This window comes from Streptomyces sp. NPDC001868, assembly GCF_040297125.1.
Classification (GTDB): domain Bacteria; phylum Actinomycetota; class Actinomycetes; order Streptomycetales; family Streptomycetaceae; genus Streptomyces.
Map to the genome: position 1 here is coordinate 78,626 of NZ_JBEOYO010000032.1, position 24,791 is coordinate 103,416.

Below are 24,791 nucleotides of genomic sequence, written 5' to 3' on the forward strand. Positions count from 1 at the left end.
GGGTGATCATCCGGCCCCGGGGGCTCATGGGTTCGTCCCGTGCGGTCTCTACGGTCTCTGTGGTCCGGCCGGCCCGGCTCATGGGGTGGTCGCCCCGTACGGCTCCACGCCCGGCGGCTGCTTCGCGCGGTGGGCGCCCGCTTTGCAGCCCGCGAACGGGCCGCCGGGGGAGCGGAGTTCGGCCAGGACGGGGCCGAGGTGGTCGCGGTGCCAGACCGCCGGGCCGGACGCGCCCGCCGCCGGGTCGGTCAGCTCCTGCCAGGCCAGCCACAGGGCGTGCAGCCGCGCCACCGCCTCCAGGTGCTCCCACCAGCGTGGACACCAGGGCTGCTGGGAGGTGACCTCGCGGCCGTAGACCGGGAGGAGCAGATCCCCGACCCAGACGGCCAGGGCGCGCATCTCCTCGTCGTACTCGGCGCCGTCGAGGTAGAGGATGAACGGCGGTCCGGCGGGGAGCGGCTGTTCGAGGCCCTGCTGTTCGACGGTGGTGGTCATCGGGTGCTCCCTTCGAAGAGCGTTCGTGGCACGCGCGGGGGCACGTACGCGTGTCCCTTCACCGGACGATCCCCTCCGCCGCCCTCGCCGTGATCGCCTTGACCTCGGCCTGGGCGGCGAGGGCGATGCGGTCGGCGCCGGGTTCGGCGTACCAGGGGCGCAGCCGGACGAGGGCGGGGCGAACGCCGGTGGCGAGGAGGAGGGCGGTGCCCTTGGGGAGGGCGCGGATGCGGTCGGCGGGGAGGATGCGTTCGAGGCGGTACGACGTGGTGCGGGAGCGGCTGTCCTTGCCGCGGGAGTGGCTCACCGTCGACACGTCGTGCTCGCCGACCAGCCGGGAGACCTTCTCGACGAAGTCCGCGTCGTCCAGGCCCGCGCCGAGCAGCTTGATGGTGGCGGCGCTCCACAGCGCGTCCATCCCGGCCTCGCCCCAGACCCGCGAGCCCTGGCGGTAACTCTGCAGGAGTGTCACGACGTTGATGCCGCGCGAGCCGAAGTGGGAGTAGAGGTCGGGCAGGTCGGAGATACGGCAGACGTTGGCCGCCTCGTCGAGGACCGCCGTCATGGGCGGGTCCAGACGGCCGCCCATCCGTTCGGCCGCCACGACTCCCGCGCGCAGTACGGAGTCCGCGCACGCGGCGATGACCCCGGCCGCCGAGCCGCCGCCGTCCTTGGAGAGCAGGTAGAGGGTGTCGGACGACAGGGCGTGGCGCTCGGGCAGGAACTGCGGCAGGTCCGGGTCCGGGCTCACCCAGGCCGCGATCGCCGGGTCGAGGAGGCAGGCCACGCACTGGCGGGCCGTCTCGTAGATGCCGTCCCGGGTCTCGACCGCGCCCTGGACGGTGCCCTGGAGCTGGTCGGCGAGGGCCGCCATGCCCGCGTCGCGGAGCAGGTCGACCGGCGTACGGTCGGCCGGGTCCGCCAGCCAGGCCAGTACCTCGCCGATCCGGCGCCCGCCCCGGTTGGCGGCGTGGAAGAGCGCGGTGAGCGTGTTCTGGGCCGCCGAGATCCAGAAGTCGCGTTTCGTCGCGTCGTCGTTGACCGCGCCGACGAAGTGGCCGGCGAGACGGCGGGCGCCCTCGATGGTGGCGGCGTCGGCGAGCATGTCCCACCACAGGGTGCGCGGGGTGTGCGCGATGCCCTGCGGGTCGAACGTCCAGACCGTGCCCGCCCGTTCGCGCTCCGCCCGGGTCACGCTGTACACGTCCGCCTTGTTCGAGGTCAGCAGGACGCTGCCCCTGGCGCGGAGTACGCGGGGCACCGCGATGCCGGTGGACTTGCCGGCCCTCGGGGCCATCAGGTCCAGCTCCACGTCCTCGTAGCTGCTGCGGAGTTCGGGGCCGGCGGGGGCCAGGTCGCCGAGGAGGTTGCCCGTGTCGTCCGGCGGGAGTTTGCCGGACTTCGGGAGGGAGGGGCGGAGTTGGCGGGACCTGGTGGCGGCGGCCTTCGGGAGGAGGGCGGCGAGTTCGCGGCGGGTGGCCAGGCCGGGGGTTCGTCCGCCTCGGCGGCGGAGGAGTACGGCGGGGGTGAGGAGGAGGGCGAGGGTGGCGCCGAAGGTTGCTCCCATCCCCGCGGTGACCGCTGCGGGGGAGGTCGTCGGCCATACGGCCGCCGGGCCCTCCGTCACCAGGGTCTTCATCGTCGTCAGGGTGAAGGGGGGTGGGGTCCAGCCCGCTCCGGTGAGGGCTGCGGCCAGGGTGCCGCCGAGCCAGGCCGTGAGGAAGAGGGTGCCGATGAGTAGGGCGGTGATGGGGATGAGCCAGGGCAGGAGGTCGTCGGTGGTGGTGTGCGGTCGCTTGCGTGTACTCATCTCTGTTCCCCCGTCGACTGATTCATCTTCCTTCGCCCCCGCCGCCCCTACCCGTCCCGTCCCCAGGAGCTGCCGCCCCTTCGACCCCGCCCACGCATACGAGCACGGGGGGTTCGGTTCGTTGGCGGGTGCGGCCTCGGTGGGCTTCTCGCGCAGTTCCCCGCGCCCCTGAGAAGCAGGGGCTGCGCCCCGTGTTTCTCAGGCCCGTCAGGGCCTGAATCCTTTAGGGGCGCGGGGAACTGCGCGAGAAGCCCCACCGGGCCCGCGGTCGCCCACGTACCCGAACCCCCGAGTTCATGGGCGCCCCGCCTTGGAGAGCGTCGGCTTCGGGGTCCACCTGGTGTTCGTGTTGTGGAGGTCCCGCTCCGTGTCGGTGATCGACACCTTGATCGGGATCCCCGGACGCCCACCCACCTTGATGAGGAAGCGCCCACGACCGGGCGGCTCCTCGTTGCCCCCCGTGCTGGCCCACCCCGGCGGTGAGGACCAGGACGACACGAGGTCGATCTCGCGTTCGGAGAGGCCGACGATCTCGCCGAGTTCCTTCATCTCCGTACGGGGGAGGCCGGCGCAGACGACCATCCCGGCCCGCTCGACGAAGCCGCGCGCCTTCGCCCGGTCGGCCTCGCTGCCCAGCGCCTCCGCGTCCTTCAACGTGTGCGTGATCTTCGCGTCGCCGAGGCCGAGGGACCGGTTGAGACGGGTGAGCGCGTCGATGCGTTCGACGATGCCGGAGGCGGCCCGCAGGGGACGCCACAACTCGTCCAGCACCGTGAAGAACCAGCGCTGCGGAGCCAGACCCGCGTCGGCCAGGGCGTGCGCCGCCGCGACCGTGCCGAGCCCGTCCGACCACGCCGCCAGCATCGCCGCCGCCGTGAGCTGCGTGTCCGCCTCGCCGATCCGGGAGATGTCGACGCAGACGGCGGGCGAGGCCGGGTCGATCCGGGTGGACGTCTCGGAGGCGAAGGTGTCGCCCAGCGGACCGTCCAGCACGCCCAACAGGGAGCGGTGGAGCGGGTCCACCGCCTCCTGGTAGCGCGCCACATCGCCCCGGTCCAGCGTGACCGCCCGCACCCGGTCCGGGCCCTCGTCCAGCACCCTCAGCAGGTCGGGCAGCAGCGGGGCGCGCCCCGGCTTCGTACGTTCCGTGAGGTGGTGCAGACAGGCGGACAGCACCGACTGCTCGTGGTCGTCCATCGGGCGGCCCCGGACGATGGTGATGAGCGCCGCGACCATGTTCAGGACACGGCCGTGCGCCTCCGCCCTCAGGATCCGGCCCCGCTCGCCACCGATCCGGGCCGCCGCCTCGCCCATCGCGCCGGGGTCGAGGACGTTGATGCCGCCCACCCCGCGCCCGATGGAGATCACCTGGCCGCCGAGCGCCCGTACGGTGTCGGCGTAGTCCGGCTTCAGGTCGCCGAGGACCAGCGGGGTGACACCGGTCGCGCACATGCCGATCAGCATCCGGTTGACCAGCGTGGACTTGCCGAGGCCCGGCATGCCGAGCATGAACAGGGACGGGTTGGAGATGTAACGGGCGCGGGTGAACCAGGAGATGGGGTCACCGCAGACCGTCGCACCCGTGTGCAGATGCTGGCCCAGCGGCACCCCGGTCATCGGGGCACCGGAACCCGCCGCGAAGGGCCACAGCCCGCACGCCTGGACCGTCGTCGCCCGCCACATCGCGGGCGGGTCCACATGCCCGACCTGGCCGCCGCCGGGCCCGAACCATCCACGCGGGGGCGCCGTACGGGGTCGAGGGTCAACCGGCTTGCTCACAGCGCCTCCCTGATCTGGTACGGAACGAGGGTGTGCTCCCACGGCAGCAGGCCGACGGGAAGCGTGCAGGTGAACGCGGACGCCTGCATACGGTCGGCGGGGCGCATCAGGATGCGGGACGACGCCTGGAGGTTGCGTACGGTGATCGCCGCGTCCGGCAGCTGCTCCTCGCTGTCCACGGTGACCGTCACCATCATCGAGAACTCCACCAGCCCGGCACCCGCCGCCTCCTCGGCCGCCGTCTGCTCCGCCGCCTGCATCTCCGAACTGGCCCGCGCCTGGACCAGACCCCGCTTGGAGCCCGCCATGAAGTGCGCGGTGCGCCGGTCGGCCTCGACGATGCGGGCGGAGGTCGCCGGGTCGATCGGCCGGTAGACCAGCGAGACCCGCTTGCGGCGGGTGCCCGTCGCGGGCTCCAGCAGACCCCGCAGCACACTGGAGCGGACCGTGCCGCGCGGCGCCAGCGTCAGCATCCACGTCCGTGACACACCCGAGTCGTGCCGGTACGACTGCACGGACTCGACCGCCGCCGCCGGGCCCGCGTCCGCCCATTCGAGGCCGGTCGTGGAGTTCTCGTTCCGCGCGCTCAGCACGTCCGGGCCGACGGCCGGGTCGTACGCCACCCGTACGGTCTCCGCGAGCCGCTCGGCGGACAGCGGGTAGGCGGAGCCGCCGCCGGCCGCGACCAGGCCCGACAGCAGACCGGGCAGCCGCATCGACAGGTCGGTGATGACATCGTCGACGCTCCGCTTGGGGCCGCCGGTGGGGCCGTAGGTGAGGGCGATGTACGTGTGCATCTCGGAGGAGGCGGACGGGTAGCGCGCGACGACCTCCTCCATGACCGCGCGGGCCGCCGCCGGGGCGTCCGGCGCGATACGCGGCAGGACCTCGGCGGCCAGCCGCGTCCCCGTGTCCGGGGCGGTCTCCACGACGACCTGGGCGCCGCGCAGGCCCGGTTCGTGCGAGAGCCGGGCGAGCCAGTCGCCCCAGGACGCCACCCAGATGTCGACCTGCTCGGGGTCGACCAGCGAACCGCCGTCCGGCTCGCAGGCCAGGACCACCGTGCAGAGGTTGCGGCCGGGGTGGTGGAGGACGCCGAAGGCGCGGTTGTAGGCGTCACGGCCCTCGTACATCTTGGTGCGGGCCAGCAGGCCCGGCGGGTGGTAGCGGCCACCGGGGCGCCTGGAGAGCGGGCCGGAGACGTACGTCGTCGAACCGTTCGCCTTGCGCCTGAGCCAACCGATACGCACCGCGACCACCTGGTAGATGTTGCGGCCGTCCACCGTGCGCAGCGCGAGCGGGGCGAGGAAGAGGCCGAGGGGGATGAGGACGAGGATCGCGGCCGTCAGCGAGACCAGCGAGGCGAGCAGTGCGACCAGGAGTCCGCCGAAGGCGACCACCGTGCCGAGGAGGCCCAGGGGGCCGAGGCCGGGGCGGCGGGGTCTGCGCCAGTTTCCGTAGGTGGGACGCGTGAGGGCGTCGGTGGACATGCGGGTTCCTTCTTCCGGCTGAGGTCGCTGGGTGGTGAGTGCCTACGAGCTCGGGTGGTGCGGTGTCGGATGGCGGCTGCGGGTGCGTGGGGCTTCTCGCGCAGTTCCCCGCGCCCCTGAAAAGAGGGCCTGCGGCCCCTTTCCAGGGGCTGGGGCTACTGGTTGTGGCCCTTCATGCCGTCGTTGTCGTCCAGGGAGCCCGCGACCTCGGACGCCGCCTGCATGCCCGTCTGGACGACGACCGCTGCGGCCTGGACCGCGACGGCCGCGCCCGCCGTGGCCGCGCCCGCGGCGGCGGTGCCGGCCGCCGCGCCGGCGCCACCGGCCCCGCCCGCGGAGGAACCCGCGCCGGAGGAGGGCGAGCCCTGGGGGCCCGCGGAACCGCCGCCCCCACCGCCGCCGGCCTGGCCCGCCGCGCCGACGGCGCTGCCCGCGATGCTGACCGCGCCGGAGGCCATGTTGTTGGCGGCGCCCAGCGCGACCGTGCCGCCGGAGGTGGAGCCGAGGGCGGCCGTGGCGGGGACGATCAGCTTCAGCAGGGCGGGCAGGGCGAACACCGCCATGATCAGCATGCCCATGCCCGCGATGACCTGGTTCAGGTCCTTGGTGTCCTTGGTCATCGCGGTGGCCGAGTAGATGATCAGGGCCGCCGCCGGCTTGTACAGCAGCCAGGCCGCGAGCCAGCCGATGTGCTTCTTCCACCAGCCGTCGCCCCACCCGGTCATCGAGGAGACGGCGGCCAGCGGCAGTGTGCCGACCAGCATGATCAGGACGCCGATGCGGATGTACATCAGCACGATCTGCACGAAGCTCGACAGCATCACCAGCAGACCGAAGATCAGCACCAGGCCCGGCTGGCTGAGTGTCAGCACGCCCAGCATCTCGGCGGCCTTGTCACCGAGATCGGACCGCGCGTACACGTCCTTGGCGTAGGCGTCCGACGCCGTCATCAGGGCCGTGACCACGGGGACGGAGGCCGCGCCTACGAGGATGACCTTCCACATCCCCATGAACGCCTGCTTCATCGACTGGCCCTTGCGGTCCACGGCCATCCGGATCGCGGCGAGCAGCAGCGAGGCCACCGCCACGTAGCCGACGATCCAGTTGATCTCCGCGGTGATCTGCCCGATGGGACTGCCCGGGGCGGCCTGACCGTGGCCGCCGCCGTTTCCGGTCGGGTCGTTCACGTCGATGTTCAGCCAGACGCCGTTGAGCGCCTTGAGCACCTCCGCCGCGCCGTCGCCGATCGCCTTGGCGAAGACGACCACGGCACCCTCGGTGAACTGCTTGCCGCCCTCTTCGATCAGGCAGTCGTAGACCTTCCAGGAGCAGGCCATCTCACGCCTCCCAGGTGACGAAGCCGTCGGTGCCGCTGACCTGCGACACACCGCTGTAGACCGTGCCGTCCGGGTCGGGCGAGAGCTTCCAGTCGCCGTCCCGCCAGCGCACGGTCACCGAGGCGGAGCCGAAGCCGCCGTCGCCCATGCCGCGCACCAGGACCATCACGGTCGCCTGCGTCTCGTCGTACGACAGGACGGTGAAGCCGGCGTAGCCACCGGCGTCCGGCGAGCCCGTGGTGGACTTGTCGGCGTCCTGGGAGCGGTTCGCGATCAGCGCGTCGCGGCCCGCGCCCGGCACGACCTGCCGGTCGACGACCTCGCGCCAGCCGTCGTAGCTGAGGTGGTCGGTGATGGAGTGGGCCGCCATCACGGCCCCGAGCGGGGTGTGCGCGAAGCAGGACCAGACCGGTCCGTCGTACTTCAGCGGGCCCGCCGCCTTCGAGACCGGGACCAGGCCGGTGCCGTTGGCCTTCCAGTGGAAGTCGCGCGGCGCCTTCGTGGGCTTGGCCTGGTCGCGGTCGTCGGTGCGGCAGCCGGCGGGCCGGACGTCCGAAGTCCCCTTGCCGTCACCGGAGTCCGAGCCGGAGCCAGGGTCCGACGGCTTCGAGGTGGGTGCCGGGTTCGGGTCGCCGGACGAACCGGCCGGCCCCTCGTCGCCGTCGCCCGTCACCGCGAAGAGAACGGCGAGGACGAGCAGCACCGCCAGGAACCCGGCCGACAGGATCCAGCCCCGCTGCTGCCAGAACGGCTGCTCCCACTCCCCGCTGCCCCCTTGGGCCCGGCCGGAGTTCAGCATCGTCGCTCCCCCTTTCGACGTGCTCGGACGGCTAGAAGACGAAGTTCACGAGCGGGCCGGCGGTGGCGACCAGGACACAGCCGCCGAGGACCATGCCGAGCCGGCCCATGTGCTCCGAGCCCTCGCCGCGGCGCATGGAGATCGCCATCATGGCGCCGGTGATCAGCACCCCCGCGACGCCCGCGGCGGTGCCGGCCCAGGCGACGATGCCGAGCACGGTGTCGACCTTGCCGGTGAGTTCGGCGGGGGCGTCGCGGTTGGGGTTGGGGACCGTGCCGTCGGCCAGGAAGACGGCCTGATGGGCCTTGGCGGCTATCGCGTGCAGCATGTGGTTTCTCCCCGTTGTCTCGATCGCCCCGCCGTGGGCGGCGGGCCGACGTCGACCGATGTGAGCGGATGGGACATTGGGATGCTTTCGGGGCCGGCGTGATGGGTCCGGGTTCCCGGTCGCCCTGTGAGCTTGGCGACTCCTGTGAGTCGAAACCAAGCGATGTAGTGATCCAGCACCGGTCGGTGACGTGCTCGTGACAGACGGGAACTCCTCGTCATGTCCGGGACAGTGACATGCCGTCAGAAACGCCGGGACCTGCGGCGAAGCGGAAGGGCTCGCACCGGTGTGCGACAGGGGGGTGATTCGCGCACGACAACGGCCCGCCGGTTCACGAAGAACCGGCGGGCCGTCGTCCCGTCCCGCTTACAGTCTCCCTACAGCACGAACCCCACAATCGGCCCCGCCGTCGCGCCGATGATGCACGCGCCCATGACCATCGCGAACTGACTGAGGTGCTCGTCGCCCTCCCCCGACCGCAGGGAGATCGCCATCCGCGAGCCGACGAGCAGCAGCCCGCAGACCCCGGCCGCGGTGACCAGCCAGGCGAGGATGTTCAGGACGTAGTTCAGCTCACGGGTGACCACCGCCGGAGGCGCGGCCAGTGTCGTGGCGGCGGCGTACAGGGTGTCGCTCATGGGGTCCTCCCGGTCAGACGGGCCAGCGACGCGCTCTCCCTCGGCGGCGGCCCGTCGAGATCGCCGGTGCGCCAGGCGGGCACCCAGGGCACGCGGTAGACGTCTATGACGGAACCGATCACCTTCACGCGCTGCACCAGCTGCCGGGGCAGCCGGCCGGGCGCGTCCGCGACCAGCACGATCGCGTCGAGGTCGAGTCCCGGCGGCGCGTCGCCCCGCCGGAAGATGTCCAGGGTGTGCGAGACGGCGTCGAGCCCGGCGGCGTGCGTGCGCCCCACCAGGAGTACCGACGCCGGATCGCCGTGTTCGGGCCGGGGCCAGTTGCGGCCCGCGTCATGGCCGCCGAAGACCGTCGCGAGGGTGGTGGTCCCGGCGCCGCCGTGTGTGGCGACCCAGGAGAACCGCCGTGTGTTCGCGGTCGCCAGGGGCGCCGGATCCGGCCGGACCTCCGGCTCCGCGACCGGCCCGCGCACCCAGATCTCCGGCCCGGCCGCCGTCTGTTCCGTGCCCGGCTGCATCACCGCATCACCGCTCTCCACCACTCCCCGTTTCCGCCGCTGATCACAGCAGTCTTCCTGAGTCCGGCACGCCTGTCGTACGGGCCCGGCCCACCCGGTGCGCCCTGCTAGTGCCGGCGCCCACCCCCTGATCCTCACGGCCCGCGGGCGGCTTGGGAATCGGGACGTGAGTTCCTGCGACGAGCCTGTGACGCGCCGGTGACGCACGGGAGGAGGGTGAGCGGCGAGACTCGTCTGACTGGACTCAAGTGGCAGGAACATGACGGAACTGGCGTCGTCCCGCCGCTTCGACGCTGAGGGGAGCAGATGTCCAACGGGGGAGGGTCCGTCACGACCTGGGTCGTCGGCGGCTGTGTGGCGGCCGTGCTGATGCCGGTGGTCATGATGGTCGCGGTGAGCGGCGGCGGCGAGGCAGAGGCCGAGGAACAGGGGGTCGGCGGCGGCCTCAAGTCGGGCCAGGTACCGGCCGAGTACGTGCCCTGGGTGCTCAAGGCGGGCGCCATGTGCGACGTCATCAAGCCGGCCGTGATCGCCGCGCAGATCGAGGCCGAGTCGGGCTGGAACCCGAACGCCAAGTCCCCGGTGGGCGCGGAGGGGCTGAGCCAGTTCATGCCCGGCACCTGGCCGTCCTGGGGCAGGGACGACGACGGCAACGGCCGGGTCTCCCCGTACGACCCCGGCGACGCGATCATGGCCCAGGGCCGCTACGACTGCGCCCTCGCCAAGCAGGTCCAGGGCTACAAGGACAGCGGCCGGGCGACCGGCGAGACCCTCGACCTGGCGCTCGCCGCGTACAACGCGGGCCCGGGTGCCGTGGAGCGGTACGGCGGCATCCCGCCCTACACCGAGACCCAGAACTACGTCGCCCGCATCAAGTCCCTGATCTCCAAGTACGAGTCGGTGGACGACCCGCCCGGCAAGCTCCCGGACGGCCGGGAGATGGCGATGCCGCTCTCCGGCAACCCGCCCGTGACCTCCCCGTACGGCTGGCGCATGCACCCCACGCTCGGGGTCCGCAAACTGCACACCGGCACCGACTTCGGCGTGGCCGCCGGCAACCCGGTCCTCGCCGCCCGCGACGGCGAGGTCACCTTCGCGGGCTGGAGCAACGGCTACGGCAACCGCGTCGTCATCTCCCACGGGACCATCAACGGCGACCGGGTCTCCACGACCTACAACCACATGCTGTCCGGCCTCAGCGTCGGCGTCGGCGACAAGGTCAAGGTCGGCCAACGCGTCGGCCTCGTCGGCTCCACGGGCTACTCGACGGGCGCCCACCTCCACTTCGAGGTGATGCGGAACGGCACGTACGTCGACCCGGCGCCGTGGTTGGGGCTGCGGTGACGACGGGGGAGACGGGGACGCGGCGGCCGACGCGGACGACGCGTGCGGAGTGGACGAGACGGTGGGCACGGTCGGCGTGGACGGCACGGTCGGCGAGGAAGGACACTGAGGTGAGGAGGGGGATGAGGGTGAACACGAGGCGCGAAGCGCGCGGAGGGCGCGGAGGGCGCGCGGGGCGTGACGGCGGGATCCGCAGGGCGGGTGCGGTCGTGCTCGCGACCGTGACCGGTGTGGCGGTCCTCGCCGCGTGCGGCCTGGAGGACCACCGCGAGACGGCGGGCGGCGGCACGGCAACGTCCGAACCGCCCTTCACCCCCAAGGCACCCCTCCCCTCCGGCCGTTCGCTCGGCCCGGACGCGCACGTCCCGAGCCCCACCGGCGTCGACGACACGGACGCGACCGCCGTCGCCGAGGCGTGGGTCGAGGTCGCGTACGGCCATGACACCAAGTACGACACCGGCCCGCACGACGCCGTCCTGCGCTCCGCGCGCTGGTTCACCGCGGCCAGGGCGAAGGCCGAGCGCGCGTACCGCCCCGCGAGCGGCGCGGGCGAGCAGTGGAACTCCTGGGCCGCGCACGAGGCGTGGACCACGGTCGAGGTCGAGCCGGACGACGACGGCGACGCGCCCTCCGACTCCGCCCGGGACGCCTACCGCGCCCTCTTCGTCGACGGCACGGCACACGGCCGCGACGGCTGGACGGGGACCGGTCCCCAGGCCACGGTGTATGTGAAGCTGGTTCGCTCGGGCAAGGGCGAGCCGTGGCGGGTGGACGAGGTGCGTACGGTGGAGGCAGCGGTGTCGGCACCGACCCCGTCCGGGCACGACTCCGCGTCCGCGCCCACAACTCCTGCCACTTCTCCTGCCACTTCTCCTGCCTCTTCTTCTCCTTCTGCCCGACCCGAGTGAGGGAACGATGACTCGACTCAGCCGCGAACAGAAGCGGGAACTCAAGCGCGCGGGGCGTGCGCCGGCCCGGCCGACCCCGATCGACGTACGCGTCTCCGCCGAGACCGGCGCGACGGTCGGCGGCATGCCGGTGCCCCCGGCCGCCGGGGAGTCCCTCCAGTCCGCCGCCCTCGGCTACCTCCACCGCCTCGCCCTGGCCACCGGCCACCCCGTCCTCGCCACCGTCCACGACGAACGCATCGGCTACGTCGTCCCCCTCCAGATCCACGTAGACGGCTCCAGCGCCTACGCCGGGGAACCGGTACGGGTGGCCGAGCCGCGCGGCTTCGGAACCGAGGGCGAGCCGGTGTCGGGTACGGCCGCGTCGGCCCCCCTCGGCCAGGAAGCAACCCCGTGGACGGCCCCGGAGCCGCAGGCGCCCGCGCAGGGCCCACGCCGCGACAGGTCCACACACGTACTGCGCTCGGTACCGGAATCGGCAGCCGCCGAGCCGCAACTTCCGTCGGCCCAGGGCCAGTCGAGCACCCCGGCGGGGCCTACGGCACCTCACGCCCAGCCGGAGCGGCGCTGGGAGCCACAGGCTGGGCCCGACCGGGAGCCGCGGTTGAGCGCACAGGCACAGACCGAATGGCAGCCGGAGCCGGACGCACGCCCGCAGGCGGCCCAGGACGAACGTCAGCCGCCGTCGGACAGGCAGCGCCAACCGCAGGCCGAGCGTCAGCCGAGCCCGGACGGACAGGCCCAGGCGGAGTGGCAGGCGCGGTTGGACGGACAGGCGCAGGCCGGGTGGCGGGCGCAGGCCCAAGTGGCGCATCGTCCGCAGGCGGAGCGTCAGTTGGGCCCGGACGGTCAGGCGCAGGCCGGGTGGCAAGCGCAGTCGGATGAGCAGCCGCAGGCCCAGGTGGCGCGTCCGTCGCAGGCCGAGGCTCAGCTGCGGCCGGACGGTCAGGCGCAGGCCGAGTGGCAGGCGCACTCGGACGTGCGACCGCAGGCACCCGCCCAGGGCCAAGATCAGCCGCAGTGGCAGCCGCAGGCGGAGCCCGAGCCGTCGGGGCGCGCCGAGCGGCAGGCGGAGTCGCAGGGACGGCCGGACGTGCGGCCGGAGGCCCCGGCGCGCTCTCCGGGGCAGCCCAAGCCGGAGCCCAGCACGATGCGGTTGGCGGCCGGGAAGCAGGCCCCCTCGGCGGAGCCGGCCGTGCCGGAGCGGCCGAAGCGGGAGCCCAGCACGCTTCCCCTGTCGGCGGCGAAGCCCGCGCCCGCATCCGCCCCCGTACCCCCGCACGCGCCGGAGGCGACCGCCCCCGAGGCGACGCCGGAGCAGTCCCCGGCGGAGCCCGTGGCCGAGGCTGCTCCGGGGGTGAAGCGGGAGCCCCGGACGATGCCGCTCACGGCGGCGAAGGAGAAGCAGGCGCAGAGGCAGAAGCAGGAGCAGGATCAGCACCCGGAGCAGAACCCGGAGCAGTCGGCGGCGGCGCCGGGCAAGGTCGCGCCGTCGACGTTCGTGCTGCGCGCGGTGCCGGAGCCGACGGAGGGGCCCCTGGCACAGCCGCCCCGCACCCCGGGCCTCCCGCTGACCCTGGCGGGCCACCCGATCGACCCGGAAGGCGACCCCGCCGCCCCCAAGCCCATCCGCGACGCGATGCCCGAACCCACCCGCGACGCGACACCCGAGCCCACCCGCGACGCCGTCCCGACCGGCACCGTCTCACCCCCGACGGGCGAGTTCGGCCCGGTCACGGCCCCCGAGCCGTCTACGCCGCAGGCCCGGACTACCCCTCAGCCCTGGCACCCGGAGCAGCCCACCACCCCGCCCCAGACCCCGCCGCACACCCCACGGTCGGCCCCGGACTCCCTGGAGCCGCAGCCCTGGCCCCCGGCCCAGTCCCCGGCGCCCGTACGGGACTTCACCCGCGCACCGGCCGCCGAACCGACTGCGGGGCCCGAGCCGGAGCCCGCGTCCCCGGAACCGAACCCACAGCCCTGGTCTCCGAGCCGGCCCCCTGCCCCCGCCCCGGACGCCCTGGCCTCCCCGGAGACGAGGCACGCGACCCCGACCCCGCAGTCCTGGCCCCCGGCCCCGGCCGACGAGCCCACCCCGGAGCCGGCGCACGAGCCGTCGTCGCCCTCGGACTCGGGGCCCGCCTCGCTGGAGCCCCAGCCCTGGCCCCCGACCCCGCCCCCGATGCCGGCCCACGCACCGGCGCCCGCTCCCGACCTCGCCCCCTTCGCACCGGCCCCTCCGGAGGAGTCCGCCACCGACGCGTACTCCGCTCCCGAGTGGACAGTGCTGGAGGAGGACAACGCCCCGAAACCCGCACCGGTACGGGAGTTCGACGCGGTGGCGGAGTCGGTGCTGGACACGGCGGAGGAGGACGGCGGTACGCCGTCACCGTTCGCGGAGTCCGTGTCGCGGATCAACGAGGCGGTGAAGATGGGCCGCATCCAGGACGCCGCCGAGATGGCCGAACAGACGGTCGCTCAGGCGACGGCGGCGCTCGGCCCCCAGCACCCCGAGGTGCTGAAGCTCCGCGAACTGACCGCCTACATCGCCTACTTGGCCGGCGACGCCCTCCGCTCCTTCCACCTCTCCCTCGACCTGGCCGGCCTCCGTCACCGCATGCGCGACCAGCGTGCCGCGTACGGCAACATCCAGAGCGCGGCGGCCGCCTGGCGCGCGGTCCGCGACCCGCTCCAGGGCCTGCACCTGGGCCGCGACCTGATCGCCGTCTGGAGCGACCTCGCCAACGACGCCGGCCCCGCCGCCGAGGACGTGGAACAACTCGAAAAGGCCCGCACCCGTATGACCCGTCTCACCGAACGGGCCCGCGCCCTCGACTCCACCCCGTACGCCCACGGCCAATGACCCCGCCCGGGACCGCCACCCCGGCGGCCCGCCAGGGCAGGCGAGGACGACCGGACCGGCCGGAACCCCCGGCCGGTCACGGCGAACGCCCCTGAAGCCGAAGCCAAAATCGAAGCCGGAGCCGGAGGCACCCTCGACGGGGGCCGGCCGCAGGCCTACGCCGCTGACCGACCCCGGAACCACATCACCTGAACCTCTGCCTATGAGAGGCGCCGTCTACGAGAGGCGTCACCCACAAGAAACGTCGCCCTACTCCGACAACTCCCACACCGCGTACGCCAGCGCGTCCCCGTTCCGGTCGAGCGCCGTGTCGTTGATGTTGGACGTGTTGTCGCAGGACGAGTGGTAGCAGCGGTCGAACGCCTGGCCCGACGTACCGCCCCACTTGGTGACCTGCGCGGCCGTCTTCGTGCGGCTCGCCCCCGTGAAGAGGCCGCCCACGGGAACGCCCGCGCTCTTGAAGGGCGCGTGGTCCGAGCGGCCGTCCCCCTCGGTCTCGATCTCGGTCGGGACGCCGATCCCCGTGAAGTAGTCCTTGAAGGTCTTCTCGATGACGGGGTCGTCGTCGTAGACGAAGTACCCGGGGTTCGGCGAGCCGATCATGTCGAAGTTGAGGTAGCCGCTGATGCGGGCCCGGTTCGCGGAGGACAGGTTGTTGACGTAGTAGCGGGAGCCGACGAGGCCCAGCTCCTCCGCGCCCCACCAGGCGAACCGCAGATGCTTGGTGGGCTGGTAGTTCGTGCGGGACACGGCCAGCGCGGCTTCCAGTACGGCGGCGGAACCCGAGCCGTTGTCGTTGATGCCCGCGCCAGAGGAGACACTGTCCAGATGTGAACCGGCCATGACAACCTGATTCGTGTCACCGCCGGGCCAGTCCGCGATCAGGTTGTAGCCGGTCCGGCCGCCGGACGTGAAGGACTGCGTGGTGGTGACGAAACCCGCCGCGTCGAGCTTGCCCTTCACATAGTTCAGTGACGCGAGGTAACCGGCCCGGCCGTGCGCTCTGTTGCCACCGTTGGCGGCGGCTATGGACTGGAACTGGGTCAGGTGGGCCTTGACGTTGGCCACGGGGAGGTCCGGCGCCGCGGCGATCGTCGCGTCCGGGGCGGGTGCCGCCCCTGCCATGGACCCGGTGGTGAACAGCGTGGCCACCGTGACGGCGACGGCGACGGCGGCGCGTCCCGTGGCTGGAACAGAGAGCTTCATAGTGGGGGGCTCCGAATTCCATGAGGATCGCCATGGACGACACTGTTGATGTGTCCATGGCGATCTCGGCGAATGAGGTGCCTGGATGGTGCGGTGGGGACTGACTCTCCGTCAAGGGTGCTATTTGGCCAGCGGGGTTCGCGCCTCGGTGGTCCCGGTGGTCCCGGCGGTCCCGGTGTTCTCCGTGCCCTCGGCGGCCCCGGCCGTCCCGGTGGTCTCGGTGGTCTCGGTGACGAGCGTCAGCTCCTCCAGCCGCCTCCGCGTCACCCGCGCCGTCCGCAGCGCGTCCCACGTCAACAGCGACAGCGCCAGCCACACCAGCGCGAAGCCCGCCCACCGCTCGGGCGGCATGGCCTCGCCGAAGTACCAGACGCCCAGCAGGAACTGGAAGACCGGCGCCAGATACTGCAGCAGCCCCAGCGTGGACAGCGGCACCCGGATCGCCGCCGCCCCGAAGCAGACCAGCGGCAGGGCGGTCACCAGTCCGGTCGCGGCGAGCAGCAGGGCGTGCCCGGTGCCCTCCGCGCCGAAGGTGGCGTCCCCGCGCGATCCCAGCCACAGCAGATAGGCCAGCGCGGGCAGGAACTGGATCGCGGTCTCCGCGGCGAGCGACTCGACGCCGCCCAGGTTGACCTTCTTCTTCACCAGCCCGTACGTCGCGAAGGAGAAGGCGAGGCAGAGGGAGATCCACGGCGGCCGGCCGTACCCGATCGTGAGGACGAGGACGGCCGCGAAGCCGACGCCGACCGCCGTCCACTGGACGGGCCGCAGCCGTTCCTTCAGCAGCAGGACGCCGATGGCGATGGTGACGAGCGGGTTGATGAAGTACCCGAGGGAGGCCTCGACGACCTGGTGGGCGTTCACGGCCCAGATGTAGACACCCCAGTTGACGGTGATCACCGTCGCCGCGACCGCGATCAGGACGAGCCGGCGCGGCTGCCGCAGCAGCTCACGCGCCCACGACCAGCGCCGCAGCGCCAGCAGCAGGCCGCCGACGACCGCGAGGGACCAGACCATGCGGTGGGCGAGGATCTCCACCGCGCCGGAGGGCTTCAGCAGGGGCCAGAAGAGCGGGACGAGCCCCCACATCCCGTACGCGGCGAATCCGTTCAGCAGTCCTATCCGGTGTTCGCCCCTCGACTGCGCCGCCACGGCCCCTCCTCCTCACCCGGCCGCGCCACCGCGACCCCCAAACCCTCAGCCTCCCGAAGGTAACGCCGAGCACCCCCGACTGTCATGCCCGTATCGGGATACGGTCATGACAGCCGGGGGTGGCGACCCCGAGGGGGAGTTCGGGGCCAGTATCTGGGGCCGGCATCCGGGGCGCGCGGCCCCGTGGCTCAGGGGTCCCGGGGCCGTGGTCCCGGGGGCGCGGCCCCGGGTTTCGGGCCCGTCAGGTCACGCCTTCAGTGCCACCGCGATCGAGTCGGCGATCGGCGTGGTCGGGCGGCCGATGAGGCGGGAGAGGTCGCCGGAGGAGACGACCAGCTCGCCCTTCTCGATGGACGCGTCCACGCCGGCGAGGATCGCGGCCAGCGGCTCGGGCAGCCCGGCGCCGGTCAGGATGCCGGTGAGCGCCTCGACGGGGACGGCGTTGTTCGCTATCTCCTTGCCGGTCTGCCCGCTCAGCTCGGCCGCGTACTCGGCGAAGCTCCAGGCGGTGTCGCCGCCCAACTCGTACGTCTTGTTCTCGTGGCCCTCGCCGGCCAGCACGGCGACCGCGGCGGCGGCGTAGTCCGCGCGGGCCGCGGAGGAGACCCGGCCCTCACCGGCGGCGTGGGTGACGGCGCTGTACTGCAGCACCGGCGCGAGCTGCTCGGTGTAGTTCTCGTTGTACCAACCGTTGCGCAGCAGGGCGTACGGCAGACCGGAGGCGAGCAGCGCCTCCTCCGTGCCCCGGTGGTCGTTCGCGAGCGCCGCCGTCAGGCTCCCCGGCGCGCTGGTGTACGCGAGGAGCGCGACCCCGGCCGCCTTCGCGGCGTCGATCACGACCTGGTGCTGGGCGACCCGGTTCTTGTCGATCTCACTGCCGGAGATCAGCAGCACCTTGTCACCGGCGGCGAAGAGGCCGTCGAAGGTCTCGGGGGCGTTGTAGTCGGCGACGGCGATCTTCACCCCGCGCGCCGCGAACCCGGCGCCCTTCTCCTCGCTGCGGACGACGGCCGTGATCTGCTCGGCCGGAACCTTCTCCAGCAGCCCTTCGACGACGAACTTGCCGAGGTGTCCGGTGGCTCCGGTGACGACGATGCTCATGGTGAAACTCCTCCAGGGGGGCGGGTGCGCCACTAACCCTAGGGGGTGCGCTAACTCTGCGAAAGTACCCACTTTGAAGTAAGGTACTGGCATGGCCGTAAGTGAGAAGGCGACGCGACCCGCGAGCAAGTACGACATGGACGGCGAGGGGATGTGCCCCTACCGCCTCGTCCTGGAGCACGTCACCAGCCGCTGGGGCGTCCTCGTCCTGATCGAGCTGCTGGAGCGGCCGTACCGCTTCAGCGAGCTGCGCCGGGCCATCGGCCGTGTCAGCGAGAAGATGCTCACCCAGACCCTCCAGACCCTGGAGCGAGACGGCCTCGTCCACCGCGACGCCAAGCCCGTCATCCCGCCCCGCGTCGACTACTCCCTCACCGACCTCGGCCGCGAGGCCGCCGAACAGGTGCGCGCCCTGGCGACCTGGACCAAGGACCGCATGGACGACGTGCAGCAGGCCCGCCAGGCGTACGACGGGGCCCGGGCCTGAACCAGTCAGCCCCGGGCCCCGAAAGCGGCCGTACTCAGCCGACGACCGTCCAGGTGTCCCCGCCCGCCAGCAGCGCCGACAGGTCACCCTTGCCGAACTGCTCGATGGCGGAGTCCAGTTGGTCGGACATCTGGGTGTCGTAGACGGGCCGCTGAACGGACCGCAGGACACCGATCGGGGTGTGGTGGAGGGTGTCCGGATCGGCGAGCCGCGACAGCGCGAAGGCGGTGGTCGGCGACGCGGCGTGCGCGTCGTGGACCAGCACCCGGGACTCGTTCTCGGGCGTCACGGTGACGATCTCCAGATCCCCGGTCGCCTGGTCCCGTACGACCCCCCGCGCGCCGTCCGCCCCGAACCGGATCGGCTGACCATGCTCCAGCCGGATCACGGCCTCCTCCGCCTGCTGCCGGTCCTTGAGGACCTCGAAGGCGCCGTCGTTGAAGATGTTGCAGTTCTGGTAGATCTCGACGAGCGCCGTGCCCGGGTGGGCGGCGGCCTGCCGCAGCACCTCGGTCAGATGCTTGCGGTCGGAGTCCACGGTCCGCGCCACGAACGACGCCTCCGCCCCGATCGCCAGCGAGACGGGGTTGAAGGGCGCGTCCAGCGACCCCATCGGCGTCGACTTGGTGACCTTCCCGACCTCGGAGGTGGGGGAGTACTGCCCCTTGGTCAGGCCGTAGATCCTGTTGTTGAACAGCAGGATCTTCAGGTTCACGTTCCGCCGCAGGGCGTGGATCAGATGGTTGCCGCCGATGGAGAGCGCGTCCCCGTCACCGGTCACCACCCACACGGACAGGTCACGCCGCGAGGTGGCGAGCCCGGTCGCGATGGCCGGCGCCCGCCCGTGGATCGAGTGCATCCCGTACGTGTCCATGTAGTACGGGAAACGGGACGAGCAGCCGATGCCGGAGACGAAGACGATGTTCTCCTTCGCCAGCCCCAGTTCGGGCATGAAACCCTGGACGGCGGCGAGGATCGCGTAGTCACCGCAGCCGGGGCACCAGCGCACTTCCTGATCGGACTTGAAGTCCTTCATGGACTGCCGGGCGGCGGCCTTGGGGACCAGCTGCAGCAACTCGTTGCCGATGTCAGCCATCGATGGCCTCCTTGAGAACCGTGGCGAGCTGCTCCGCCTTGAACGGCATGCCGTTCACCTGGTTGTACGAGTGGGCGTCGACCAGGTACTTCGCCCGGACGAGCGTGGCGAGCTGCCCGAGGTTCATCTCGGGGATCACCACCTTGTCGTAACGCTCCAGCACCGCGCCCAGATTCTGCGGGAACGGGTTGAGATGCCGCAGATGGGCCTGCGCGATGGACTCCCCGGCCGTCCGCAGCCGCCGTACCGCCGCCGTGATCGGCCCGTACGTCGACCCCCAGCCCAGCACCAGGGTGCGGGCCCCGTGCGGATCGTCGACCTCGACGTCGGGCACGTCGATCCCGTCGACCTTCGCCTGCCGGGTGCGCACCATGAAGTCGTGGTTGGCCGGGTCGTACGAGATGTTGCCCGTGCCGTCCTGCTTCTCGATGCCGCCGATCCGGTGTTCGAGCCCCGGGGTGCCCGGGATCGCCCAGGGGCGGGCGAGGGTCTGGGGGTCGCGCTTGTAGGGCCAGAAGACCTCGGTGCCGTCGTCGAGCGTGTGGTTGGGACCCTGGGCGAACTGCACGGTCAGATCCGGCAGTTCGTCGGTCTCGGGGATGCGCCAGGGCTCGCTGCCGTTGGCCAGATAGCCGTCCGACAGCAGGAACACGGGCGTGCGGTACGTCAGCGCGATCCGGGCGGCCTCGATGGCCGCGTCGAAACAGTCGGCCGGAGTGCGCGGCGCGACGACCGGCACCGGCGCCTCGCCGTTGCGCCCGTACATCGCCTGGAGCAGATCCGCCTGCTCGGTCTTGGTCGGCAGCCCGGTGGACGGCCCGCCGCGCTGGATGTCGATGACGAGCAGGGGCAGTTCGAGCGAGACGGCGAGCCCGATGGCCTCCGACTTGAGCGCCACACCCGGACCACTCGTGGTGGTCACGGCCAGCGACCCCCCGAACGCGGCCCCCAGCGCGGCCCCGATCCCGGCGATCTCGTCCTCGGCCTGGAAGGTCCGCACCCCGAAGTTCTTGTGCCGGCTCAGCTCGTGCAGGATGTCCGAGGCCGGGGTGATCGGGTACGAGCCCAGATAGAGCGGCAGATCCGCCTGCCGGGAGGCCGCGATCAGCCCGTACGACAGCGCCAGGTTCCCGGAGATGTTCCGGTACGTGCCGACCGGGAAGGCGGTTGAGGCCGGCGCGACCTCGTAACTGACCGCGAAGTCCTCCGTCGTCTCCCCGAAGTTCCATCCGGCGCGGAAGGCGGCGAGGTTGGCGGCGGCGATCTCGGGCTTCTTGGCGAACTTGGCCGCCAGGAACTTCTCGGTGCCCTCGGTCGGCCGGTGGTACATCCAGGACAACAGGCCCAGCGCGAACATGTTCTTGCTGCGCTCGGCCTCCTTGCGACTGAGGTCGAACTCCTTGAGGGCCTCGACGGTGAGGGTGGTCAGCGGCACCGGATGGACGCTGTATCCGTCCAGTGACCCGTCCTCCAGCGGACTGACCGCGTACCCGACCTTCTGCATCGCCCGTTTGGTGAACTCGTCCGTGTTGACGATGATCTCCGCGCCGCGCGGTACGTCCCCGATGTTCGCCTTCAGGGCGGCCGGGTTCATGGCGACGAGCACATTGGGCGCGTCACCCGGGGTGAGGATGTCGTGGTCGGCGAAGTGCAGCTGGAAGCTGGACACACCCGGGAGGGTGCCGGCGGGGGCGCGGATCTCGGCGGGGAAGTTCGGCAGGGTGGAGAGGTCGTTGCCGAAGGAGGCCGTTTCGGAGGTGAAGCGGTCGCCGGTGAGCTGCATGCCGTCACCGGAGTCGCCGGCGAACCGGATGATCACCCGATCGAGTCGGCGGACGTCCTTCGTCACGGCCGGTTTGCGCTGTTCTCTCAGTTCTCCCAGAGCGGCCTCGTCGGCCTGCTCCGCTGGGCTGCTGACCTGGCTGGTCACTGAACTGGACCTCCCTTGAGGCGGCTGTCCGGGAACGGCCGTCCCGCCGGCCCTCCCAAGACCAACCCTACGTCGGCGAGGGTGGCCTTCCCTTGAGCGTTCGACTGATGGATTCTGTTTCCGAGACTGCCGAACGCCCTGACTTGTCAGGATTTACCCGCCCCTGCGGCTTCCTTGGAGGACGCGCACGGGGGGCCGATGGTTCTCGGCCGGGACGGTGAGAGGGCGGAGGGGGGGTGGGGTGGTGGAGGGGCGAGGACGGTTGGGGACGGACCGGGGACGGGTCGGGGACGGACGGGATCGAGATGGAAGGCGGGCTTGGGATGGCTTTCTGACACGGTGTCAGATGGTCATGAATTGAGGTAGGTGAGCACCGCCAGAACACGCCGGTGGTCCCCGTCACTCTGGGACAGGCCGAGCTTCAGGAAGATATTGCTGACGTGCTTCTCGACGGCTCCGTCGCTGACGACCAGCTGCCGGGCGACCGCCGAGTTGGTCCGCCCCTCCGCCATCAGCCCGAGCACCTCACGCTCCCGGGGGGTGAGCCCCGCGAGCACATGCTGCTTCCGGCTCCGCCCGAGCAACTGCGCGACCACCTCGGGGTCCAGCGCCGTACCCCCCTGGGCGACCCGCACCACCGCGTCCACGAACTCCCGCACCTCGGCGACCCGGTCCTTCAGCAGGTACCCGACGCCGCGGCTGGACCCCGCGAGCAGTTCGGTGGCGTAGCGCTCCTCCACGTACTGCGACAGGACGAGCACGCCCAGCTCCGGATGGTGTTTCCGCAGCTGTACGGCGGCCCGTACGCCTTCGTCGGTGTGCGTCGGCGGCATCCGCACATCGGCGACCACCACGTCCGGGAGATCTCCCTGTGCCGCGAACTCCGTGATCGTCTTGATCAGGGCGTTCCCGTCCCCGACCCCCGCCACGACATCGTGCCCCCGGTCGGTCAGCAGCCGCGTCAGCCCCTCCCTCAGCAGCACCGAATCCTCGGCGATGACCACCCGCACTCTGTCCTCCACGCCTTGTCCCCCCACGACACACCCCCGTCGACCGACCGTTCCCGGCCCGGCCCGTACAACCGCCCCCAGCATTCCAGCATCCGACCGCCCCAGCGCCGCCCCGACAAGAAAATAGGGGCAGGAACAACCCCCGAACTGGCCGAATGCCGCCGTCAACCCGCTTGACAGGGGGCGATGAGGGGCGACTCCGGGAGGGGGAGGGGGCGACGACGGGCGACTCCGGGAGGGGGAGGGGCGAGGGGGCTCCATGGGGAGGGGGCGACGACAGGCGGGTCTACGGGGAGGGGGTGGGCTGGGGCTGTCAGGGGGGTGCGGGGACTTCGGGTGGGCTGGGCGCGTGGGGCTTCGGGCGGCTCGCGGCGCGGCTGGGGCGGGGTGCGCGGGGCGGAGCTGGGACGTAGGACGTGCTCGGGCAGGCTGCGGGGCGGGGACATTGTTGAGCACGTCCCGAGAGGGGGACCGGCGCGCTGATCGCTGAGCGCGGGCCGAACGAAACACGAAATCGCGCCCAGGACGACAACCCTGGACGCACGCACCGAGACACTTCCGCGCAACGTACGGGGGGTCGGGTCCGAGGGGCCGGGGCCCGGGGGGCCAGGGCCGGGAGTCGGTGCCGTGTGGGGCCCAGAGCCTCGACCTCCGGGTACCCACTCACCCCCGAGCCCCTACAGCCGCGCCCCGTCAGGGGCGCGGGGAACTGCGCGAGCAACCACAACGAACCGACACCCGCCCACACCGAAGAGGCCCCCACGGCGATGAGGCGCCCCACCCACAACCCCAAGGCCCCTACGGCGAAGAGGCCCTACGGCGAAGGCGCCCCCGACGAACCAGGCACCCAGTGAAGGCGCCCCAGCGAACAGGCACCCCCGGCAACAAGTCCCCCCAAAGCCCCCCAAGGCCCCCCAGGCCCCCGCCTCAGGCCGCCCGCCAGGGCAACTCCGCGGTCACCCGAGTCGGCCCCCCGGCCGGCGAATCGACAACCAGGATCCCGTCAACCGCCCCGATCCGCTCAGCAAGCCCCGCCAACCCGGACCCACTCCCCGTATCCGCCCCACCGACCCCGTCATCGATGACCTGAAGCATCAGCCGGTTCTCCACCCGCCACACATCCACCGTCGCCCGCGACGCCCCCGCATGCTTGCTGACGTTCTGCAACAGCTCGGACACGGTGAAGTACGCGATCCCCTCGATCGCCGGCACCGGCCGGGCCGGCAGATCCACCTCCACCACCACCGGCACCGCACACCGCGACGCCACCGCCGACAGCGCCGCGTCGAGCCCCCGGTCCGTCAGCACCGCCGGATGAATGCCCCGAGCCAGATCCCGCAGCTCCTGCAGCGCCGTCTTCACCTCACCGTGCGCCGAGTCCACCATGACCGCCGCCGCCCGCGGGTCCTCCGCCAGCTTCTCCTTCGCCAGCCCCAGATCCATGGCCAGCGCCACCAGCCGGGCCTGCGCCCCGTCGTGCAGATCCCGCTCGATCCGCCGCAGATCGGCCGCCGCCGTGTCGATCACGACCCCCCGGTCCGACTCCAGCTCGACGACCCGCGCCCCCAGCCGCGACGGCCCGAGCAGCGCGCCCACCATCACCCGGTCGACCGTCGTCAGCCCCCGCACGATCCATGGCGTGGCCATCGTGAAGAGCAGCCCCACCAGCGCGGTCACGGTCACCTCGAACGGGTTGTTCAGGTACACCGAGTGCGTCTCGTCCCCGTACAACTGCAACCCGTCCTGCCCGGCCCACACGGGGAAGACCCAGAACCACAGCGGATACGTCAGCAGCGCCCACCCGTACGTCCAGAAGGTCACCGCCACCACGAAGGAGAACACCGACCACGGGAACTGCACGACCGAGTACAGCAACTGCCGCCAGGAGGACCCGCTGCGCAGCACGGCCCCCATCCACGCCATCGCCCCGCGCCCCTTCATGCGCAGCGGCTCCGGCCGGTCCATCTCCACCCCGAGCAGCACCCGCGCCCGCGCCCGCTCCATCGCCCCGAACGCCCGGCACCCGGCCAGCCCCGCCGCCAGCACCGGCACCCCGAGGAACGTGATCAGCAGCCCGGCGCCGACCGACACCATCGTCACGGCGTACGTGAACAGCAGGATCCCGACCGGCAGCCCCAGCAGCACATACCCGAACTCCCGCCAGCTGCGCCCCTCGAACGGAGCCCGCAGCCCGGCCGGCACCCGACGCCGCCGCTCCTCGCCCCAACTCCCGTACCCGTGCCCGTACTCCGTGGCCATCACCGTCGCCCCGCCTTCACTGGTCCGCACTCCCGATGTCGTACTCCCACCCTGCTGGCCCCCGTCCCCCCGGACCATGGAGCAGGTAGGCGTCTCGATCCGGGGGTTTTCCCCACCTCCGGACCCCCGGAGCCGCGCCCCTGAGAAGCACGGGGCGCAGCCCCGGCTTCTCAGGGGCGCGGGGAACTGCGCGAGACGCCCCACCGGACCCGCACCCGCCCACGACGAAGGGGCACCCACG

The 24,791-nt window shown here is 72.1% G+C and carries 20 protein-coding genes; 4 read left to right on the forward strand and 16 right to left on the reverse strand.

Annotated features, from left to right (window positions below; genetic code table 11):
• Nucleotides 1–78: 78 nt before the first annotated feature.
• The 9 genes from ABT147_RS30630 to ABT147_RS30670 form a co-directional block, all read right to left on the reverse strand.
• The gene (locus ABT147_RS30630; protein ID WP_351412086.1) at nt 79–495 is read right to left on the reverse strand and encodes a DUF4913 domain-containing protein; all 417 of its coding nucleotides are present in this window, start codon (nt 493–495) and stop codon (nt 79–81) included.
• A gap of 58 nt (nt 496–553) precedes the next feature.
• A complete protein-coding gene (locus tag ABT147_RS30635) occupies nt 554–2,305 on the reverse strand; it encodes a type IV secretory system conjugative DNA transfer family protein (protein WP_351412089.1) in 1,752 nt (583 codons plus the stop codon).
• Between the two features lie 294 nt (nt 2,306–2,599).
• On the reverse strand, nt 2,600–4,084 hold the full coding sequence (locus tag ABT147_RS30640; RefSeq protein ID WP_351412091.1) for a putative type IV secretion/conjugal transfer ATPase: 1,485 nt from the start codon (nt 4,082–4,084) through the stop codon (nt 2,600–2,602).
• Nucleotides 4,081–5,574 carry an SCO6880 family protein gene (locus ABT147_RS30645; protein ID WP_351412094.1) on the reverse strand — a complete coding sequence of 498 codons (1,494 nt, stop codon included), beginning with the start codon at nt 5,572–5,574 and terminating at the stop codon, nt 4,081–4,083. Before ABT147_RS30645 ends, ABT147_RS30640 begins: the two co-directional genes overlap by 4 nt.
• Nucleotides 5,575–5,729: 155 nt before the next feature.
• Entirely contained in the window at nt 5,730–6,911 is a 1,182-nt protein-coding gene (locus ABT147_RS30650) for a TrbL/VirB6 family protein (protein WP_351412096.1), read from the reverse strand.
• Between the two features lies 1 nt (nt 6,912).
• Nucleotides 6,913–7,710: a DUF8175 domain-containg protein gene (locus ABT147_RS30655; protein ID WP_351412098.1), complete on the reverse strand. Its 798-nt coding sequence runs from the start codon at nt 7,708–7,710 to the stop codon at nt 6,913–6,915.
• Nucleotides 7,711–7,741: 31 nt separating this feature from the next.
• On the reverse strand, nt 7,742–8,038 hold the full coding sequence (locus tag ABT147_RS30660) for a hypothetical protein (protein ID WP_351412100.1): 297 nt from the start codon (nt 8,036–8,038) through the stop codon (nt 7,742–7,744).
• Nucleotides 8,039–8,415: 377 nt separating this feature from the next.
• Nucleotides 8,416–8,676, reverse strand: coding sequence for a hypothetical protein (locus ABT147_RS30665; protein ID WP_351412102.1), 261 nt, complete (start codon nt 8,674–8,676; stop codon nt 8,416–8,418).
• Complete coding sequence (locus ABT147_RS30670; protein WP_502983189.1) at nt 8,673–9,218, reverse strand: DUF6668 family protein; 546 nt, start codon at nt 9,216–9,218, stop codon at nt 8,673–8,675. The genes ABT147_RS30665 and ABT147_RS30670 overlap by 4 nt, the downstream gene beginning before the upstream one ends.
• A 282-nt stretch (nt 9,219–9,500) precedes the next feature.
• Here ABT147_RS30670 and ABT147_RS30675 point away from each other — a divergent pair, with 282 nt between their 5' ends.
• The 3 genes from ABT147_RS30675 to ABT147_RS30685 all read left to right on the forward strand — a co-directional run bounded on the left by ABT147_RS30675 (nt 9,501) and on the right by ABT147_RS30685 (nt 14,309).
• Nucleotides 9,501–10,538 carry a peptidoglycan DD-metalloendopeptidase family protein gene (locus ABT147_RS30675; RefSeq protein ID WP_351412105.1) on the forward strand — a complete coding sequence of 346 codons (1,038 nt, stop codon included), beginning with the start codon at nt 9,501–9,503 and terminating at the stop codon, nt 10,536–10,538.
• A gap of 209 nt (nt 10,539–10,747) precedes the next feature.
• Nucleotides 10,748–11,446: a hypothetical protein gene (locus tag ABT147_RS30680; RefSeq protein WP_351412107.1), complete on the forward strand. Its 699-nt coding sequence runs from the start codon at nt 10,748–10,750 to the stop codon at nt 11,444–11,446.
• A 7-nt stretch (nt 11,447–11,453) separates the two neighbouring features.
• The gene (locus tag ABT147_RS30685) at nt 11,454–14,309 is read left to right on the forward strand and encodes a hypothetical protein (protein ID WP_351412109.1); all 2,856 of its coding nucleotides are present in this window, start codon (nt 11,454–11,456) and stop codon (nt 14,307–14,309) included.
• A gap of 249 nt (nt 14,310–14,558) precedes the next feature.
• Here ABT147_RS30685 and ABT147_RS30690 read toward each other — a convergent pair whose 3' ends face one another.
• From ABT147_RS30690 to ABT147_RS30700, 3 genes are all read right to left on the reverse strand, one after another.
• On the reverse strand, nt 14,559–15,515 hold the full coding sequence (locus ABT147_RS30690) for a M28 family metallopeptidase (RefSeq protein ID WP_351412112.1): 957 nt from the start codon (nt 15,513–15,515) through the stop codon (nt 14,559–14,561).
• Nucleotides 15,516–15,635: 120 nt separating this feature from the next.
• Nucleotides 15,636–16,667, reverse strand: a complete 1,032-nt coding sequence (gene rarD, locus ABT147_RS30695) for an EamA family transporter RarD (protein ID WP_351412115.1) — start codon at nt 16,665–16,667, stop codon at nt 15,636–15,638.
• Between the two features lie 246 nt (nt 16,668–16,913).
• A complete protein-coding gene (locus ABT147_RS30700; RefSeq protein WP_351412117.1) occupies nt 16,914–17,768 on the reverse strand; it encodes an NAD(P)H-binding protein in 855 nt (284 codons plus the stop codon).
• 91 nt (nt 17,769–17,859) lie between these two features.
• On the opposite strand from ABT147_RS30700, the gene ABT147_RS30705 reads away from it, so the two are divergent.
• Complete coding sequence (locus tag ABT147_RS30705; RefSeq protein WP_351412119.1) at nt 17,860–18,255, forward strand: winged helix-turn-helix transcriptional regulator; 396 nt, start codon at nt 17,860–17,862, stop codon at nt 18,253–18,255.
• A gap of 34 nt (nt 18,256–18,289) precedes the next feature.
• On the opposite strand, the gene ABT147_RS30710 is transcribed toward ABT147_RS30705, so the two are convergent.
• The 4 genes from ABT147_RS30710 to ABT147_RS30725 all read right to left on the reverse strand — a co-directional run bounded on the left by ABT147_RS30710 (nt 18,290) and on the right by ABT147_RS30725 (nt 24,550).
• Nucleotides 18,290–19,351 (reverse strand): 2-oxoacid:ferredoxin oxidoreductase subunit beta, encoded by a 1,062-nt coding sequence (locus ABT147_RS30710; RefSeq protein WP_351412121.1) that lies wholly within the window; start codon nt 19,349–19,351, stop codon nt 18,290–18,292.
• A complete protein-coding gene (locus ABT147_RS30715; RefSeq protein WP_351412124.1) occupies nt 19,344–21,281 on the reverse strand; it encodes a 2-oxoacid:acceptor oxidoreductase subunit alpha in 1,938 nt (645 codons plus the stop codon). Before ABT147_RS30715 ends, ABT147_RS30710 begins: the two co-directional genes overlap by 8 nt.
• Nucleotides 21,282–21,631: 350 nt before the next feature.
• On the reverse strand, nt 21,632–22,291 hold the full coding sequence (locus ABT147_RS30720; protein ID WP_351412139.1) for a response regulator: 660 nt from the start codon (nt 22,289–22,291) through the stop codon (nt 21,632–21,634).
• Between the two features lie 927 nt (nt 22,292–23,218).
• Nucleotides 23,219–24,550, reverse strand: coding sequence for a sensor histidine kinase (locus ABT147_RS30725; RefSeq protein WP_351412141.1), 1,332 nt, complete (start codon nt 24,548–24,550; stop codon nt 23,219–23,221).
• Between the last annotated feature and the right edge of the window lie 241 nt (nt 24,551–24,791).

What these genes read in the sequence shown, in the direction of transcription:
- ABT147_RS30655 (WP_351412098.1), bottom strand. Translation starts at nt 7,710, where the DNA reads ATGCTGAACTCCGGCCGGGCCCAAGGGGGCAGCGGGGAGTGGGAGCAG.
- ABT147_RS30650 (WP_351412096.1), bottom strand. Translation starts at nt 6,911, where the DNA reads ATGGCCTGCTCCTGGAAGGTCTACGACTGCCTGATCGAAGAGGGCGGC.
- ABT147_RS30690 (WP_351412112.1), bottom strand. Translation starts at nt 15,515, where the DNA reads ATGAAGCTCTCTGTTCCAGCCACGGGACGCGCCGCCGTCGCCGTCGCC.
- ABT147_RS30660 (WP_351412100.1), bottom strand. Translation starts at nt 8,038, where the DNA reads ATGCTGCACGCGATAGCCGCCAAGGCCCATCAGGCCGTCTTCCTGGCC.
- ABT147_RS30675 (WP_351412105.1), top strand. Translation starts at nt 9,501, where the DNA reads ATGTCCAACGGGGGAGGGTCCGTCACGACCTGGGTCGTCGGCGGCTGT.
- ABT147_RS30665 (WP_351412102.1), bottom strand. Translation starts at nt 8,676, where the DNA reads ATGAGCGACACCCTGTACGCCGCCGCCACGACACTGGCCGCGCCTCCG.
- ABT147_RS30635 (WP_351412089.1), bottom strand. Translation starts at nt 2,305, where the DNA reads ATGAGTACACGCAAGCGACCGCACACCACCACCGACGACCTCCTGCCC.
- ABT147_RS30685 (WP_351412109.1), top strand. Translation starts at nt 11,454, where the DNA reads ATGACTCGACTCAGCCGCGAACAGAAGCGGGAACTCAAGCGCGCGGGG.
- ABT147_RS30630 (WP_351412086.1), bottom strand. Translation starts at nt 495, where the DNA reads ATGACCACCACCGTCGAACAGCAGGGCCTCGAACAGCCGCTCCCCGCC.
- ABT147_RS30700 (WP_351412117.1), bottom strand. Translation starts at nt 17,768, where the DNA reads ATGAGCATCGTCGTCACCGGAGCCACCGGACACCTCGGCAAGTTCGTC.
- ABT147_RS30645 (WP_351412094.1), bottom strand. Translation starts at nt 5,574, where the DNA reads ATGTCCACCGACGCCCTCACGCGTCCCACCTACGGAAACTGGCGCAGA.
- ABT147_RS30710 (WP_351412121.1), bottom strand. Translation starts at nt 19,351, where the DNA reads ATGGCTGACATCGGCAACGAGTTGCTGCAGCTGGTCCCCAAGGCCGCC.
- ABT147_RS30725 (WP_351412141.1), bottom strand. Translation starts at nt 24,550, where the DNA reads ATGGCCACGGAGTACGGGCACGGGTACGGGAGTTGGGGCGAGGAGCGG.
- ABT147_RS30705 (WP_351412119.1), top strand. Translation starts at nt 17,860, where the DNA reads ATGGCCGTAAGTGAGAAGGCGACGCGACCCGCGAGCAAGTACGACATG.